The 13,081-nt window shown below is 66.6% G+C and carries 11 protein-coding genes; 5 read left to right on the top strand and 6 right to left on the bottom strand.

Annotated features, from left to right (window positions below):
* Positions 1–40 precede the first annotated feature (40 nt).
* From ABE571_RS06340 to ABE571_RS06325, 4 genes are all read left to right on the top strand, one after another.
* Positions 41–742 carry a response regulator transcription factor gene (locus ABE571_RS06340; protein WP_346481452.1) on the top strand — a complete coding sequence of 234 codons (702 nt, stop codon included), beginning with the start codon at positions 41–43 and terminating at the stop codon, positions 740–742.
* Positions 729–2,060 (top strand): HAMP domain-containing sensor histidine kinase, encoded by a 1,332-nt coding sequence (locus ABE571_RS06335; protein WP_346493384.1) that lies wholly within the window; start codon positions 729–731, stop codon positions 2,058–2,060. Before ABE571_RS06340 ends, ABE571_RS06335 begins: the two co-directional genes overlap by 14 nt.
* A 113-nt stretch (positions 2,061–2,173) precedes the next feature.
* Positions 2,174–3,424, top strand: a complete 1,251-nt coding sequence (locus tag ABE571_RS06330; RefSeq protein ID WP_313219090.1) for a DUF819 family protein — start codon at positions 2,174–2,176, stop codon at positions 3,422–3,424.
* Between the two features lie 264 nt (positions 3,425–3,688).
* Positions 3,689–4,822, top strand: a complete 1,134-nt coding sequence (locus ABE571_RS06325; RefSeq protein WP_346493383.1) for a DUF3103 family protein — start codon at positions 3,689–3,691, stop codon at positions 4,820–4,822.
* A 114-nt stretch (positions 4,823–4,936) separates the two neighbouring features.
* Here ABE571_RS06325 and ABE571_RS06320 read toward each other — a convergent pair whose 3' ends face one another.
* Both ABE571_RS06320 and ABE571_RS06315 read right to left on the bottom strand, forming a co-directional pair.
* Positions 4,937–5,161, bottom strand: coding sequence for a CstA-like transporter-associated (seleno)protein (locus ABE571_RS06320; protein ID WP_019183464.1), 225 nt, complete (start codon positions 5,159–5,161; stop codon positions 4,937–4,939).
* On the bottom strand, positions 5,161–7,242 hold the full coding sequence (locus tag ABE571_RS06315; protein WP_313211347.1) for a carbon starvation CstA family protein: 2,082 nt from the start codon (positions 7,240–7,242) through the stop codon (positions 5,161–5,163). Before ABE571_RS06315 ends, ABE571_RS06320 begins: the two co-directional genes overlap by 1 nt.
* 227 nt (positions 7,243–7,469) lie before the next feature.
* On the opposite strand from ABE571_RS06315, the gene ABE571_RS06310 reads away from it, so the two are divergent.
* The gene (locus tag ABE571_RS06310) at positions 7,470–8,321 is read left to right on the top strand and encodes a pirin family protein (RefSeq protein WP_346493382.1); all 852 of its coding nucleotides are present in this window, start codon (positions 7,470–7,472) and stop codon (positions 8,319–8,321) included.
* Positions 8,322–8,445: 124 nt separating this feature from the next.
* On the opposite strand, the gene ABE571_RS06305 is transcribed toward ABE571_RS06310, so the two are convergent.
* From ABE571_RS06305 to ABE571_RS06290, 4 genes are all read right to left on the bottom strand, one after another.
* Positions 8,446–8,907: a hypothetical protein gene (locus ABE571_RS06305; protein WP_313211349.1), complete on the bottom strand. Its 462-nt coding sequence runs from the start codon at positions 8,905–8,907 to the stop codon at positions 8,446–8,448.
* 231 nt (positions 8,908–9,138) lie between these two features.
* Positions 9,139–9,861 carry an aquaporin Z gene (gene aqpZ, locus ABE571_RS06300; protein ID WP_313211350.1) on the bottom strand — a complete coding sequence of 241 codons (723 nt, stop codon included), beginning with the start codon at positions 9,859–9,861 and terminating at the stop codon, positions 9,139–9,141.
* A gap of 115 nt (positions 9,862–9,976) precedes the next feature.
* Positions 9,977–10,840: a pirin family protein gene (locus ABE571_RS06295; RefSeq protein WP_313211351.1), complete on the bottom strand. Its 864-nt coding sequence runs from the start codon at positions 10,838–10,840 to the stop codon at positions 9,977–9,979.
* Positions 10,841–10,984: 144 nt separating this feature from the next.
* Positions 10,985–13,048, bottom strand: coding sequence for a 3-hydroxyacyl-CoA dehydrogenase NAD-binding domain-containing protein (locus ABE571_RS06290; protein WP_346463036.1), 2,064 nt, complete (start codon positions 13,046–13,048; stop codon positions 10,985–10,987).
* Positions 13,049–13,081 lie beyond the last annotated feature (33 nt).

Here is a 13,081-nt window from a genome sequence, read left to right as displayed (position 1 = left end):
TTCCCGCTACCATGCGTTCAACCGGTCACGAGAGTCTCCCATGCGGCTGCTGGTCATTGAAGACAACCGTCAGCTGGTTGCCAATCTATTCGATTATTTCGAGTCGCGGGGCCATGTGCTCGATGTCGCCCCCGACGGCGTGACCGGCCTGCACCTGGCCGTGTCGCAGCCCTATGACGCGCTGATCCTGGATTGGATGCTGCCGCGCATGGAGGGCCCGGAGGTCCTGCGCCGGTTGCGTGCTGACCACGGCTCGGAAGTGCCGGTGATCATGCTCACCGCACGCGATGAGCTGCCGGACAAAATCGCGGGGTTTCGTGCGGGTGCCGATGATTACCTGACCAAGCCGTTCGCGCTGCCCGAGCTGGAAGTGCGCCTGGAGGCACTGATGGTGCGTGCCAAGGGCCGCAATCCGCGCAAGGTGCTGGAAGTGGCCGACCTCAAGCTGGATCTGGCCACGCTGGAGGCGCAGCGCGACGGCAAGGCGCTGCACCTGTACCCGGCCTGCCGCAAGCTGTTGGAAGTACTGATGCGGGCCAGCCCGGGCGCGGTGACCCGCCAGCAGCTGGAGTTCGCGCTGTGGGGCGACGAGTTGCCCGATGGCGATCTGCTGCGCTCGCATGTGTACGAACTGCGCCGCAGCGTGGACGGCCCGTTCCAGCAGAAGTTGATCCACACCTTGCCGCGGGTCGGCTACCGCCTCGGCGTGTCGGCTGCGGACAGTTCCGATGAAGTGGCATAAGCGCGCGCCCAAGCCAGCGCCCATGCACCGGCGCATGGTGTGGTGGCTGCTGGGCTACCTCGCGCTGATCTCGCTGGCGGTATTCAGCGTGGGCAACTACGTGCACGAACACGCCGAGCACTCGGCATGGCGCGCGCTGCTCAACTCCGAGCTGGACAGCATCGTCAACCACATCGAACACGAGCCGCACTACCGCTGGCAGGATTCGGACACCCTGCGGCTGTTCTACATCAACGGCAGCCCGACGGTGCCGGAGAGCCTGCGCACGCTGCATCCGGGGCTGCACGACGGTGTGGAGGTCAACGGACGCGCCAGCGCGGTGATGGTCCGCGAAACCACGCAGCTGGGGCGGCTGGCACTGGTGCTGGACATCAATGACTTCCGTGAGCTGGAACAGTTCGCCACGCGCTGGGTGCTGCTGGCCGGTGTGCTGATGATCATCGTCACCGTGGTGATGGCGTCTTTCGGCGTCGGTCGCCTGGTACGGCCGCTGAGCTCGCTGGCCCGGCGCATCGACGACCTGCGGCCGGGTGTTCCGGGGCAACGGGTGGAGGTGGACCCACGGGCCAGCTCCGAGCTGTACGTGATCGCCAACGCGCTCAACGACTACCTGGCGCGCAACGAACAGTTCGTTGAGCGCGAGCGGATCTTCATCAGCACGGCCAGCCATGAGCTGCGCACGCCGATTGCGGTGATTACCGGCGCCGCGGAACTGGCACTTGGCCAGCCGGACATTCCCGACCGCGCCCGCCAGCAGATGCAGCGGGTGCACCGCACCGCGCAGGGCGTGGAGCAGTTGATCCAGTTGCTGCTGGTGCTGGCGCGCGACCCGGCGCGGCTGGCTGCACTGGGCGAGCGAATTCCGCTCGATCTGCTGGTGCCGGACATCATTGAAGACCATCGTCACCTGATGGGCGACAAGGACCTGCGCATCGAGATCGACGGCCTGGCGCGGGTGGATATCGTCGCGCCACTGGGCGTGGTCCAGGCGGCGATCGGCAATCTGCTGCGCAACGCGATCGAGAACAGCGGCCGCGGCACCATCCACATCCAGGTCTCCGACCAGGCGGTGGTGACCCTGCAGGATCCGGGGCTCGGCATGAGTCCGGAAGAGATCGCGGCGGTGCATGCGCGCATGGCCCGGGGCGACCGCAACGAACAGAGCGGGATCGGCCTGGAGCTGATCGCTCGGCTCTGTGAACACCTGGGCTGGGCGCTGCAGATCGAGCCCTGTGTCCCCCGGGGCACCTGCGTGATCCTCGATCTGGGGGCCTCGCTGCCCGGGCGCAGTGAACGTCCATCGCTGCCGGCGTCGTGATCGTCCTGCTCGCTGCGCCGCAAAGTGTGGTGTCGTGAAGACAATGTTAAGCTCCGGAGGCGCCGCTCTATGCGGCGCTTTTTTTTTCCCTTCGATCGACAGAGGATGGCTTGATGCCGACCGAACCCAGTACTGCCCTGATCACCAATGACATCGTCGGCCTCGGCCTGATCGCCGCCACCCTGGCGGTGATCTTCTGGGCCGCCAGCGGCCCGACCCCGATCCTCAAGAAGATTTTCGCGTGGGTACCGGCCCTGCTGCTGTGCTACTTCATCCCGGCCATCTACAACACCGCCGGCCTCATCGACGGCCACAACACCCCGCTCTACAACCCGATCGCGCGTGACGTGCTGCTGCCCGCCGCGCTGGTGCTGCTGACCCTGTCGATCGACCTCAAGGGCATCATGAAGCTGGGGCCGAAGCTGCTGGTGATGTTCTGCGCCGGCACGCTGGGCATCATCCTCGGCGCCATCGTGTCGTTCCAGGCGATGTCCTGGATCCACCCGGCCACCGTGGCCGGTGATACCTGGAAGGGCATGGCGGCCCTGGCCGGCAGCTGGATCGGTGGCGGCGCCAACATGGTGGCGATGCGTGAAGTGTTCGGCACCGATGCGACGACGTTCGGCCAGTTCGCCGTGGTCGATGTGGCCTGCGCGAGCCTGTGGATGGCGGTCCTGCTGTTCCTGGCCAACCGCGCCAAGCAGATCGATGCCCGCAGCGGGGCCGATACCCGCGCCATTGATGAGATGAAGGAGCGCATCTCGGCATACGAAGCACAGAATGCCCGCATTCCGAGCCTGACCGACCTGATGGTGATCGTCGGTGTGGGGCTGGGCGGCGTCGGCCTGGCGCATGCCATCGCCGCGCCGCTGAGCGGCTGGTTCAAGGCCAATGTGAGCTGGGCCAGCCAGTTCAGCCTGGACAGCGCGTTCGTCTGGGTGGTGCTGCTGTCCACGGCGCTCGGCCTGGGTCTGAGCTTCACCCGTGTGCGGCGCCTGGAGTCGGCCGGTGCCTCGCGCCTGGGCACGCTGTTCCTGTATTTCCTGATCGCCTGCATCGGCATGCAGATGGACCTGCTCTCGCTGCTCGAGCGGCCATGGCTGTTCGCGCTCGGCGCGATCTGGATGCTGACCCACATCCTGGTGCTGTTGATCGCCGCCAAGCTGCTGCGCGCGCCGCTGTTCTTCTTCGCGATCGGCTCGCAGGGCAACATCGGTGCAGCGGCGTCGGCACCCGTGGTCGCCGCCGCGTTCCATCCGTCGCTGGCGCCGGTCGGCGTGCTGCTGGGCACCGTGGGCTATGCCACCGGGACCGGCCTGGCGTATGTGACCGGCCTGATCCTGAAATGGATGGCCGGCGCGTAGTACGCGCGCCACGTTGTCCACTCCCGAGGCGGCCTTGATGGCCGCCTCTTTTTTTGGCGGCGATGACCCGCTGAACGACATGGGTCTGGGACCCAGGTCACGCGCCGGTGTCAGAAATGGCTGCATTTGCCATGAAGTGTGAAAGGCGTACGGGATCGCCCTGGCACCGCCGCGTAAGGTCCGGCGCCATGCACTGTGCCGTGCGCCGAACGCGCATGGCATGGCTTCTTTGTCGACGGCAGTCGACACCTGTCAGGAAGCACGATGAAGACCAAAGACGTGTTGATGTCGGTGATCACCGCCGGCGTACTGATGTTCGCTTCTGTGTCCGTACAAGCTGCCCCGGGCGAGCGAGGAAGTGTGCATGCCGTGGCCGATGCAAGTGCACGCGATGTGGCGGCGTGGCTCGGGCAGCCGGCACGGGCCGGCGCCCTCGTCGATGCGCTGGCGGAGCACCCCGAACGCGGGCTGCCGTTGACCGCGGTCCTGGCCGAGAGCGATCCGGGTGGGAACAGCCTGGCGTCGCGGATGCTGTCCGAACGCGATGATCTGGTCCGCCAGTACAAGGGCCTGCCGGCCGCAGATCGTGGGTTGCTGCAGGTCCGCAGCTTCGTCCCGGCAGGGCAGACCCTGGCGTCGGTGGCGCCTGCCGATCTCTGGGTAGCGGTGCTGCCCAAGGGAAACGACCGCACATGGACCTCCCTGGTGGCCTACGACCGGCACGGGCGTCAGCATCTGCTGGATGCGCAGGTGGCCCCGACCTTCCCGGTGCTGATTGTGGACATCGATACCGGGCAGGCGGTCCAGGAAGGCATGGCCCTGATCAATGCCGGGTTGCAGGCGAGGGGACTGCAGTCGGCCGATCGCCTCACGGTGGCCGCCGATGGATCGACCTCCCTGGATGTCACCCGGCTTGACCGTATCCGCCTGGCCAATGACGGCGAGCCGTGGGCGCTGGGCGGCGCGGAAGTGTTCGCCGTGGTCTCCGGCCTGCAGACAGGCGAGGCAGAGCCGGAGATGGCCACGGTGTCACTGCCGTACCTGGACCATGACAAGACCGATTACACCCCGGGCCAACCGTTGGTGATCTGGGGCAACTACCGGTTCGATACCGCCAACGTGCAACTGTTCGAAGACGATGGCGACACCAATTACAAGGACCTGCTGATCGCCCTCACCGAAGGCGTGAAGCTGGGGCTGGGTGCCTTCGCCCCGGAGTATGCGGTGATTGCCGAGATCGGCGGCGCGATCCTCAAGGCCATGCCGAGCGGCTGGTTTACCAACGATACCGACTACCTGGACAGCTTCTATCTGCTCCAGCGCGGTAAGACCTATACCGGGCGGATGGGCGCGGCGAACAATGCACAGGTAACGTTGAGCCCCCTCACGCTCCAGTAAAGCCGGCCGCGCTGGCCGGCTGCCCCTGAGGCCTGTCGCAGGCAGTGGCAAACGCGACCCGACAAAAAACGGCGGCGCTTTCGCGCCGCCGTTTTCGAGTGCCGCTGCCGGAGGTCAGCAGCAGCGCCCCCCGTTCTTGCCGCTGTAACGCGCCTCCTGGCGCTCGCGGAAGAATGTCTTGTAGTCCATCGGCACGCGGTCCGGATGCTTCTCCAGCACATGCCGGACGTAGTTGTCGTAATCAGGAATGCCGCAGCACAGCCGTGCGGTCTGCACCAGGCGCCGCCAGATGCGGCGGTGGGCCTGGTACTGACCAGCGGGGACGAGTTCAGTACTCATCACAGGTCCGCCATCTGGTGCGGCTCAAGCGCCACGTACGGGGTTTCCTTGTCGGTGCGCTGCGGCGTGCGGCGGGCCAGGAAGATGGTCTTGATCGCGTAGAACAGGATCGAGAACACCACGAACAGGAACAGGACGGTCAGGCCGGTGTTGACGTAGGCGTTGACCACGATCTGATGCATCTGGCCGACGGTCTTGGCCGGGGCGGTCAGCGTGCCGCTGGCGATCGCATCCTGGTACTTGTGCGCCTGGGCCAGGAAGCCCTGCGCCGGGTTGCTGTCGAAGATCTTGATCAGGCCGGCATAGGTGGTGCAGATCAGCAGCCACACGGCCGGCACGCCGGTCACCCAGGCGAAGCGGTCACGCTTCATCTTGAACAGCACCACGGTGCCGAGCATCAGCGCGATACCGGCGAGCATCTGGTTGGAGATGCCGAACAGCGGCCACAGGGTCTGGATGCCGCCGAAGGGATCCACCACGCCGGTGTAGAGCAGATAGCCCCACAGCGCCACACAACCGGCGGTGGCGATGATGTTGGCGGTCCACGATTCGGTCTTCTTCAGGGCCGGGATGAAGTTGCCCAGCAGGTCCTGCAGCATGAAGCGACCGGCACGGGTACCGGCATCGACCGCGGTGAGGATGAACAACGCTTCGAACAGGATCGCGAAGTGGTACCAGAACGCCATCATCGCGTTGCTGCCGCTCGGGATCGCTTCGTGCAGGATCTGCGCGATACCCACCGCCAGCGTTGGTGCACCACCGGCGCGGTGCAGGATGGTCGGCTCGCCGATCGCCGCGGCCGTGGCCTCCAGCTGCTCGGGGGTGATGATGAAGCCCCACGTATTGCTGATGTAGGCCGCAGCGGAGACCGCATCCGGGCCGATCACGGCCGCCGGTGCGTTCATGGCGAAGTAGATGCCCGGGTCGATGATCGAGGCGGCCACCAGCGCCATCACCGCGACGAACGATTCCATCAGCATGCCGCCGTAGCCGATGTAGCGCATGTGACGCTCATTGGCGAGCAGCTTGGGCGTGGTGCCCGAGGCGATCAGGGCATGGAAGCCGGAGACCGCGCCGCAGGCGATGGTGATGAACAGGAACGGGAACATCCCGCCTTTCCAGACCGGGCCGTCGCCACTGGCGGCGAACTGGGTCAGGGCCGGCATCTTCAGTTCCGGCATGACGATCAGGATGCCGATCGCCAGCGCCACGATGGTGCCGATCTTGAGGAAGGTGGACAGGTAATCGCGCGGGGCCAGCAGCAGCCACACCGGCAGCACCGAGGCGACGAAGCCGTAGCCGATCAGCATCCAGGTGATCTGGATCCCGGTGAAGGTGAAGGCCGGTCCCCAGACCGGATCGGCGGCGACCTTGCCACCGAACCAGATCGCGGCCAGCAGCAGGATCAGGCCGACCACGGAGATCTCGCCGATCTTGCCCGGGCGGATGTAGCGCATGTACACGCCCATCAGGATGGCGATCGGCATGGTCGCGATGACCGTGAACATGCCCCAGGGGCTTTCGGCCAGCGCCTTGACCACCACCATCGCCAGCACCGCCAGGATGATGATCATGATCAGGAAGGCGCCGAACAAGGCGATGGTGCCGGGTACCGGCCCCATTTCCTCACGCACCAGGTCACCCAGCGAGCGGCCGTTGCGGCGGCTGGAGAGGAACAGGATCATGAAATCCTGCACCGCGCCGGCCACGACCACACCCACCACCAGCCAGAGCAGGCCGGGCAGGTAGCCCATCTGCGCGGCCAGCACCGGGCCGACCAGCGGCCCTGCACCGGCGATGGCGGCGAAATGATGGCCGAACAGCACGTGTTTGTTGGTCGGGACGTAATCCAGGCCATCGTTGTTGATCACCGCGGGCGTGGCCCGGGTCGGATCGAGCTGCATCACCTTGTCGGCGATGAACAGGCTGTAGAAGCGATACGCGATGAGATAGATGGAGACCGCAGCGACGACGATCCACAGCGCATTGATGGGCTCACCGCGGCGCAGCGCGACGGTGCCTAGACAGAATGCGCCAAGCAGTGCGATGACTGCCCAACCCAGTTTTGAAAAACCTTTCATGAGATTGCGTCTCCCTGGAGATCGTCGTAAGAGTCCGCCTTGGCACTGACGGGGTCAATGCAATGGCGGGGGCTTGCTGCTAGTACTTTGGTCGTAGGGTGGGTGTGGCGCGTGTCTGTGCACGTCGCCGGAACATCACGCTTGGAACAATCGGTTGCGGGCATGACGGTTGGCCGGCGGGGCCGGCGAGGCCATCTTGTTGATCGATCACCGACCCTGGAGTCACCATGAGCAGCCCAACCCCGGTGCGCGTGCTGCGCACCATCCGTGGCATGGCCACCTCCGATGGCGCCGGCGTGCGCCTGACGCGGGTGATTGGTGGCCCCTCGCTGCCCGACCTGGACCCGTTCCTGCTGCTGGATGAATTCGGCACGGACCGCGCCGAGGACTACATCGCCGGCTTCCGCAGCCATCCGCACCGCGGGTTCGAAACCGTCACCTACATGCTCGATGGCCGCATGCGGCACAAGGACAACCACGGCAACGAGGGCCTGCTCACGCCGGGCAGCGTGCAGTGGATGACGGCAGGCCGCGGCTTGATCCACTCGGAAATGCCCGAACAGGAATCCGGACAGATGCGTGGGTTCCAGCTGTGGGTGAACCTGCCGGCGCGCGACAAGATGACCGATCCGAAGTACCAGGAGTTCGCGCCGGACCACATCCCGGTGACCGTGCCGGCCGACGGCGTGCAGATCAAGGTCATTGCCGGCCAGGTAGGTGACACCGTGGGGCCGATCGTGCAGCCGGCCACCGATCCGGTGTACCTGGACATCACCCTGGATGCGCGCGCGGGCTGGAGCTACACGCTGCCGGATGGCCACAACGCCTTCGCGTACGTGTTCGAAGGGGGCCTGGAGGTCGGCGAGGGTGACGACGCGCGCCCGGTGGCCAAGCAGGAAATGGCGGTGCTGGGCGGCGGCGAGCAGCTGAGCCTGCGTGCCGGTGAAACCGGTGCGCGCCTGATCCTGGTGGCCGGCCGCCCGCTGCGCGAGCCGGTCATGCGGCATGGGCCGTTCGTGATGAACACCAAGCAGGAGCTGATGCAGGCCTTCGTGGATTTCCAGGAAGGCCGCTTCTGAGGCACGTGGGCACCGGTCGCTGGCCGGCCGGCGCATGACACCTGACGGTGTGGGAGGCGCCGGCCAGCGGCTGGCGCTACCGTGGATGACGGGATGAGTGCGGTGCACTGTCCCGACCTCGTCCTCAGCGCCCGGCGGCGACAGCCGAGGGCGTCAGGTTCATCCCCTGCGCCAGCGTTTGCAGCGAACCCAGTTCGCTCTTGTCGCCGGCGTACAGCGCAATCTGCGCAAAACGGTTCTTGTCGAATTTCACCACGGTGATCCGGCGGGTGTCATAGCCCGGCGGTTTCTGTCCCCCCAGGTCGGGCTGGTACCAGTACAGGGTTTCACCCGCGAAGCTGCCTTTTTCCTGGCGCAGCGCGCGGTTCAACGGCAGCTCGGGATTGCGCGCGCTCAAGGTCAGGCTGAGCACTTCGCGGCCATCGGCGGCGGTGGCCTTGCACAGGATGAAGTCGCGCTGGACGAGCGACTGCCATTGCAGGCCGCTGCTGGCGGGCAGGGACGGACATTCGCTGGTCGTTTGCGCCGCAACGGCGCCGGCAGTGACCAGCAGACACACACATACGACAGCGCGCAGGACGTTCATGGTTCCCCCAAGGTCGATGATCGCGTCCGTCGCTGACAGGCAGTCCGGTGGCCGTCGACAACCCAGGCCGTGGTGGCGCATTCCCCGCGCGCGTACCGGATCACTCGCTGCCGTCAGTGTCGGACGAGTGATCGGGACCTTAACGGAATGTGACTCAGTGTACAAACAACGGTTTCAGGTGAACCTTTCTGCACCGAGGCCGGGCGGTCCGGGACCGCCCGGCCACACCGGTCAACGGGGCGCGGCGCCCATCCACTTGTAGACGATGCCGCCGATCAGGCCGCCCAACAGCGGTGCCAGCCAGAACAGCCACAGCTGGCTGAGCGCGCCGCTGCCGGCGAACAGCGCCACGGCGGTGGAGCGCGCCGGATTGACCGAGGTATTGGTGACCGGAATGCTGATCAGGTGGATCAATGTCAGCGCCAGGCCGATCGCGATCGGGGCGAAGCCGGCCGGCGCGTTGCCGTGGGTGGCGCCCATGATCACGATCAGGAAGAACGCGGTGAGGACCACCTCGCAGAGGAAGGCGGCGGCGACGCTGTAGCCGCCCGGCGACAGCGCGCCATAGCCGTTGCTGGCGAATGCACCGGCCTGGCTGCCATCAATCTGGAAACCGGGCGCGCCGGAGGCGATCTGCAGCAGGATGAAGCCGGCCAGTGCACCGCCCAGCACCTGCGCCAGGATGTAGGGAAGCAGGTCGCGCGCGGGGAAGCGGCCGCCAGCCCACAGGCCAACACTGACCGCTGGATTGAAGTGCGCGCCGGAGACGTGTCCGAATGCATAGGCGCCGGTCAGCACGGTCAGGCCGAAGGCCAGCGCCACGCCCAGAAAGCCGATCCCCAGCGGATTGCCATCGCCACCGAAGTTGGCGGCCAGTACCGCGCTGCCACACCCGCCCAACACCAGCCAGAACGTGCCCAGGAACTCGGCGGCCAGACGTTTGCCCATGCTCATCGACGTGCTCCAACGTTATGCCCGGGGTGGGCAGGCGCAACGTAGCTGAATCGGGGTTCATCGGGGTGACGGCGGCGTCAACAGCCGACGAACGGTTGGCCGCCGGCGTGTCGGCTCAGTACGAAGGCAGCGGAATGAACTCTTTATCGTCGCCCGGAATCGTGCCGAAGCGGCCGGATTCCCAGTCGTGCTTGGCCTGCTCGATCCGTTCGGTGGAGCTGGAGACGAAGTTCCACCAGAGGTGACGCGGCCCGTCGAGCGGTTCGCCGCCCATCAGCATCGCCTTGATCGGGGTCTTGGCGCGCAGGCGGCCGCGGGCACCGGGTTCGGGAATGATCAGGTGCTGGGCAGGGACGTCCACACCGTCAAGCTGGGCCTGGCCTTCCAGGATGTAGAGCGAGCGCTCGGCGTGGCCGGTATCCAGGTCGATTTCCGCATCGGCGTCCAGATCGATGGCGACGTTGAGGGTATCGGCGAAGACCTTGACCGGGGATTCTTCGCCGTACGCGCGGCCGGCGATGACGCGCAGCCAGGCGCCGTTGCGGCGCTGCTGGGGCAGGGTCGCGGCAGCATGGTGATAGAACGCGGGATCGGTCTCTTCGGCACTCTTCGGCAGCGCCAGCCAGGTCTGCATGCCGTGCAGCGGGTGGTCGTGCTCGCGTTCGACGGCAGGCGTGCGTTCGGAGTGGGCGATGCCGCGGCCGGCGGTCATCCAGTTGACGTCGCCGGGGCGGATGACCTGGTCCGAGCCAAGGGTATCGCGGTGGCCGATGGCGCCGGACCACAGGAAGGTGACGGTGGCCAGGCCGATATGCGGATGCGGGCGCACGTCGATCCCGGTGCCGGGGGAGAGCACGGCCGGGCCCATCTGGTCGACGAACACGAACGGCCCGACGCTGCGCGCCTGCAGGGTCGGCACGGCGCGGCGGACCTGCAGGCCACCGATATCATGGATGCGGGGGGCGATGATGGTCGTCATGCGGCGGTCTCGCTGGCGGGGACAGAGCGGGAGCATCGCATGCGGGGTGTGGGGGTGGGAGGCCTGTATCGGTAACAGGTTGTTCTGGTTGTACGCCGGCGGCGGAAACAACAACGCCAGCGTGCGCTGGCGTTGTTGCGATGCTCAGATGACCGGTTCGCGCAGCGCCGGCGAATCCCAGCCCGGGCGCGGGGCGAAACGGTCGCCGTAGCGCTGCTGCAGGACCTTGAGACGTTCGACCAGGGCATCGGCGCCGGTGGCGCGGATGTACTGGATCGGGCCGCCGCGGAACGGGGCGAAGCCGGTGCCGAAGATCACGCCGGCGTCGAGCAGGTCGGCGTCGGCGACGACGCCGTCATGCAGGCAGGCCACCGCTTCGTTGAGCAGTGGCAGGATCAGGCGGTCTTCCAGATCGGCCGGGACCTCGTAATTGGCGGGGACGTCCGGCTTCTGCGCGCGTCCGTTCTCCCACTTGTACAGGCCCTGGCCGTCCTTCTTGCCACGCTTGCCCTGTTCCACGGTCGCCAGGGCCGCCGGCACCTGCAGGCCGAGGAAGGGCGCCAGTTCCTTGCCTACGCCGGCGGCCACATCCAGGCCAACGGTGTCGAGCAGTTCGATCGGGCCCATCGGCATGCCGAACTTCACCGCGGCCTTGTCCAGCACCGGGCCCGGCACGCCTTCGGCATACGCGGTGGCAGCTTCAAGCATGTACGGGAACAGCACGCGGTTGACCAGGAAGCCGGGCGTGCCGGCGACCGGCACCGGGAACTTGCCCAGCGCCTTGCAGAACGAGGCCAGGCGACGCTCGGTCTCCGGCGCCATGCCGTCGTGATGGATGATTTCCACCAGCGGCATCTGCGCGACCGGATTGAAGTAATGCAGGCCGGCAAACTGCGCCGGACGCTGGATGTGGTCGCGCAGTTCGTCCAGCGGGATCGAGGAGGTGTTGGTGGTCAGCAGCGCATCGGCCTTCATCTTCGGCTCCAGCGACTGGTACAGCGCGCGCTTGGCGTCCGGGTTTTCGATGATGGCTTCGATCACCAGATCGGCCTGGGCCACGCCCTCGCCCGCGAGATCGGCTTTCAGGCGCGCGGCCACGGCCGGGCGCTTGCTGTCGTCTTTCACCCGCTTGGCAAACAGTGCCTGCGCGCGTTCCATGGCCGGGTCGATGAAGCGCTGCTCGCGATCCTGCAGGGTCACGTTGAAGCCTTTGTAAGCCGACCATGCCGCTATGTCGCCGCCCATCACGCCGGCGCCGACCACGTGGACGTGCTGGATGCCGTGGTCCTTGCCGCCCAGCGCCTTCAGGCGTTCGGTCAGGAAGAAGATGCGGATCAGGTTGCGTGCGGTCGGGGTGCCGGCCAGCTTCACCACCGCGCGGCGCTCGGCATCCAGACGGGTCTGGATCGGGCTGCCGCCGGTGCGTGCCCAGGTGTTGATCAGCGCGTAGGGGGCCGGGTAGTGCTCCTTGCGCGCCTTGCGGGCGACCTGCTTGGCCATCTGCGGGGCGAGCAGCTTGCGTGCCAGCCAGGTGTTGGTGATCCACGCGGTCGCGCGCTGCTTGAATGGGCGGGTAGTGCCCTTCAGCGCGAGCGACACCGCGGTATCGAGCAGCACGGCCGGTGCGACGACCTTGTCGACCAGGCCGATGTTGCGCGCGGCCGAGGCTGACAGGTTGCGGCCGGTCAGCATCATGTCCATCGCCGCCGGGGCGCCCACCAGCTGCGGCAGGCGCGAGCTGCCGCCCCAGCCCGGGAAGATGCCCAACTGGGTTTCCGGCAGGCCGATGCGGGTGGAGGCATCATTGGAGGCCACGCGGTAACGGCAGGCCAGGGCCAGCTCGGTGCCGCCGCCCAGGCAATGACCATGGATTGCCGCGACGGTCGGGCAGGGCAGTTCGGCCAGCTTCTGGTAGGTGCTCTGGCCACGGCGGATTGCGTCATTGACGGTGCCGCGGCGGTCGAATTCCTGGAATTCCTTCAGGTCCGCTCCGGCGATGAAGCCGGCCGCCTTGATCGACTGGATCACCACCGCCTTGGGCGGGTCCATCGCGATCCGCTCGATCAGGTCGCCCAGTTCGAGCAGCACGTCCTGCGACATGGCATTGACGCTGCTGTCGTGGCGGTCGAGGCTGAGCACGACGACGCCATCGTCACGGATCTGCGGGTGCCAATGCGAGAAGCGGAGCCCATCGAAGCCTGAGAGCATGGGAACGTTCCATCCGGTTGTGTATGGAGAAGG

The organism is Stenotrophomonas sp. TWI273, from assembly GCF_039674765.1.
Classification (GTDB): Bacteria; Pseudomonadota; Gammaproteobacteria; order Xanthomonadales; family Xanthomonadaceae; genus Stenotrophomonas.
The sequence above is the reverse complement of the archived record's forward strand: the minus strand, read 5'-3'. Positions and strand labels throughout refer to the sequence as shown.

Coding starts and splice junctions, on each gene's coding strand:
- ABE571_RS06320 (WP_019183464.1), bottom strand. CDS start 5,161: ATGAGTACTGAACTCGTCCCCGCTGGTCAGTACCAGGCCCACCGCCGC.
- ABE571_RS06295 (WP_313211351.1), bottom strand. CDS start 10,840: ATGACGACCATCATCGCCCCCCGCATCCATGATATCGGTGGCCTGCAG.
- ABE571_RS06305 (WP_313211349.1), bottom strand. CDS start 8,907: ATGAACGTCCTGCGCGCTGTCGTATGTGTGTGTCTGCTGGTCACTGCC.
- ABE571_RS06310 (WP_346493382.1), top strand. CDS start 7,470: ATGAGCAGCCCAACCCCGGTGCGCGTGCTGCGCACCATCCGTGGCATG.
- ABE571_RS06315 (WP_313211347.1), bottom strand. CDS start 7,242: ATGAAAGGTTTTTCAAAACTGGGTTGGGCAGTCATCGCACTGCTTGGC.
- aqpZ (WP_313211350.1), bottom strand. CDS start 9,861: ATGAGCATGGGCAAACGTCTGGCCGCCGAGTTCCTGGGCACGTTCTGG.
- ABE571_RS06330 (WP_313219090.1), top strand. CDS start 2,174: ATGCCGACCGAACCCAGTACTGCCCTGATCACCAATGACATCGTCGGC.
- ABE571_RS06335 (WP_346493384.1), top strand. CDS start 729: ATGAAGTGGCATAAGCGCGCGCCCAAGCCAGCGCCCATGCACCGGCGC.
- ABE571_RS06325 (WP_346493383.1), top strand. CDS start 3,689: ATGAAGACCAAAGACGTGTTGATGTCGGTGATCACCGCCGGCGTACTG.
- ABE571_RS06290 (WP_346463036.1), bottom strand. CDS start 13,048: ATGCTCTCAGGCTTCGATGGGCTCCGCTTCTCGCATTGGCACCCGCAG.
- ABE571_RS06340 (WP_346481452.1), top strand. CDS start 41: ATGCGGCTGCTGGTCATTGAAGACAACCGTCAGCTGGTTGCCAATCTA.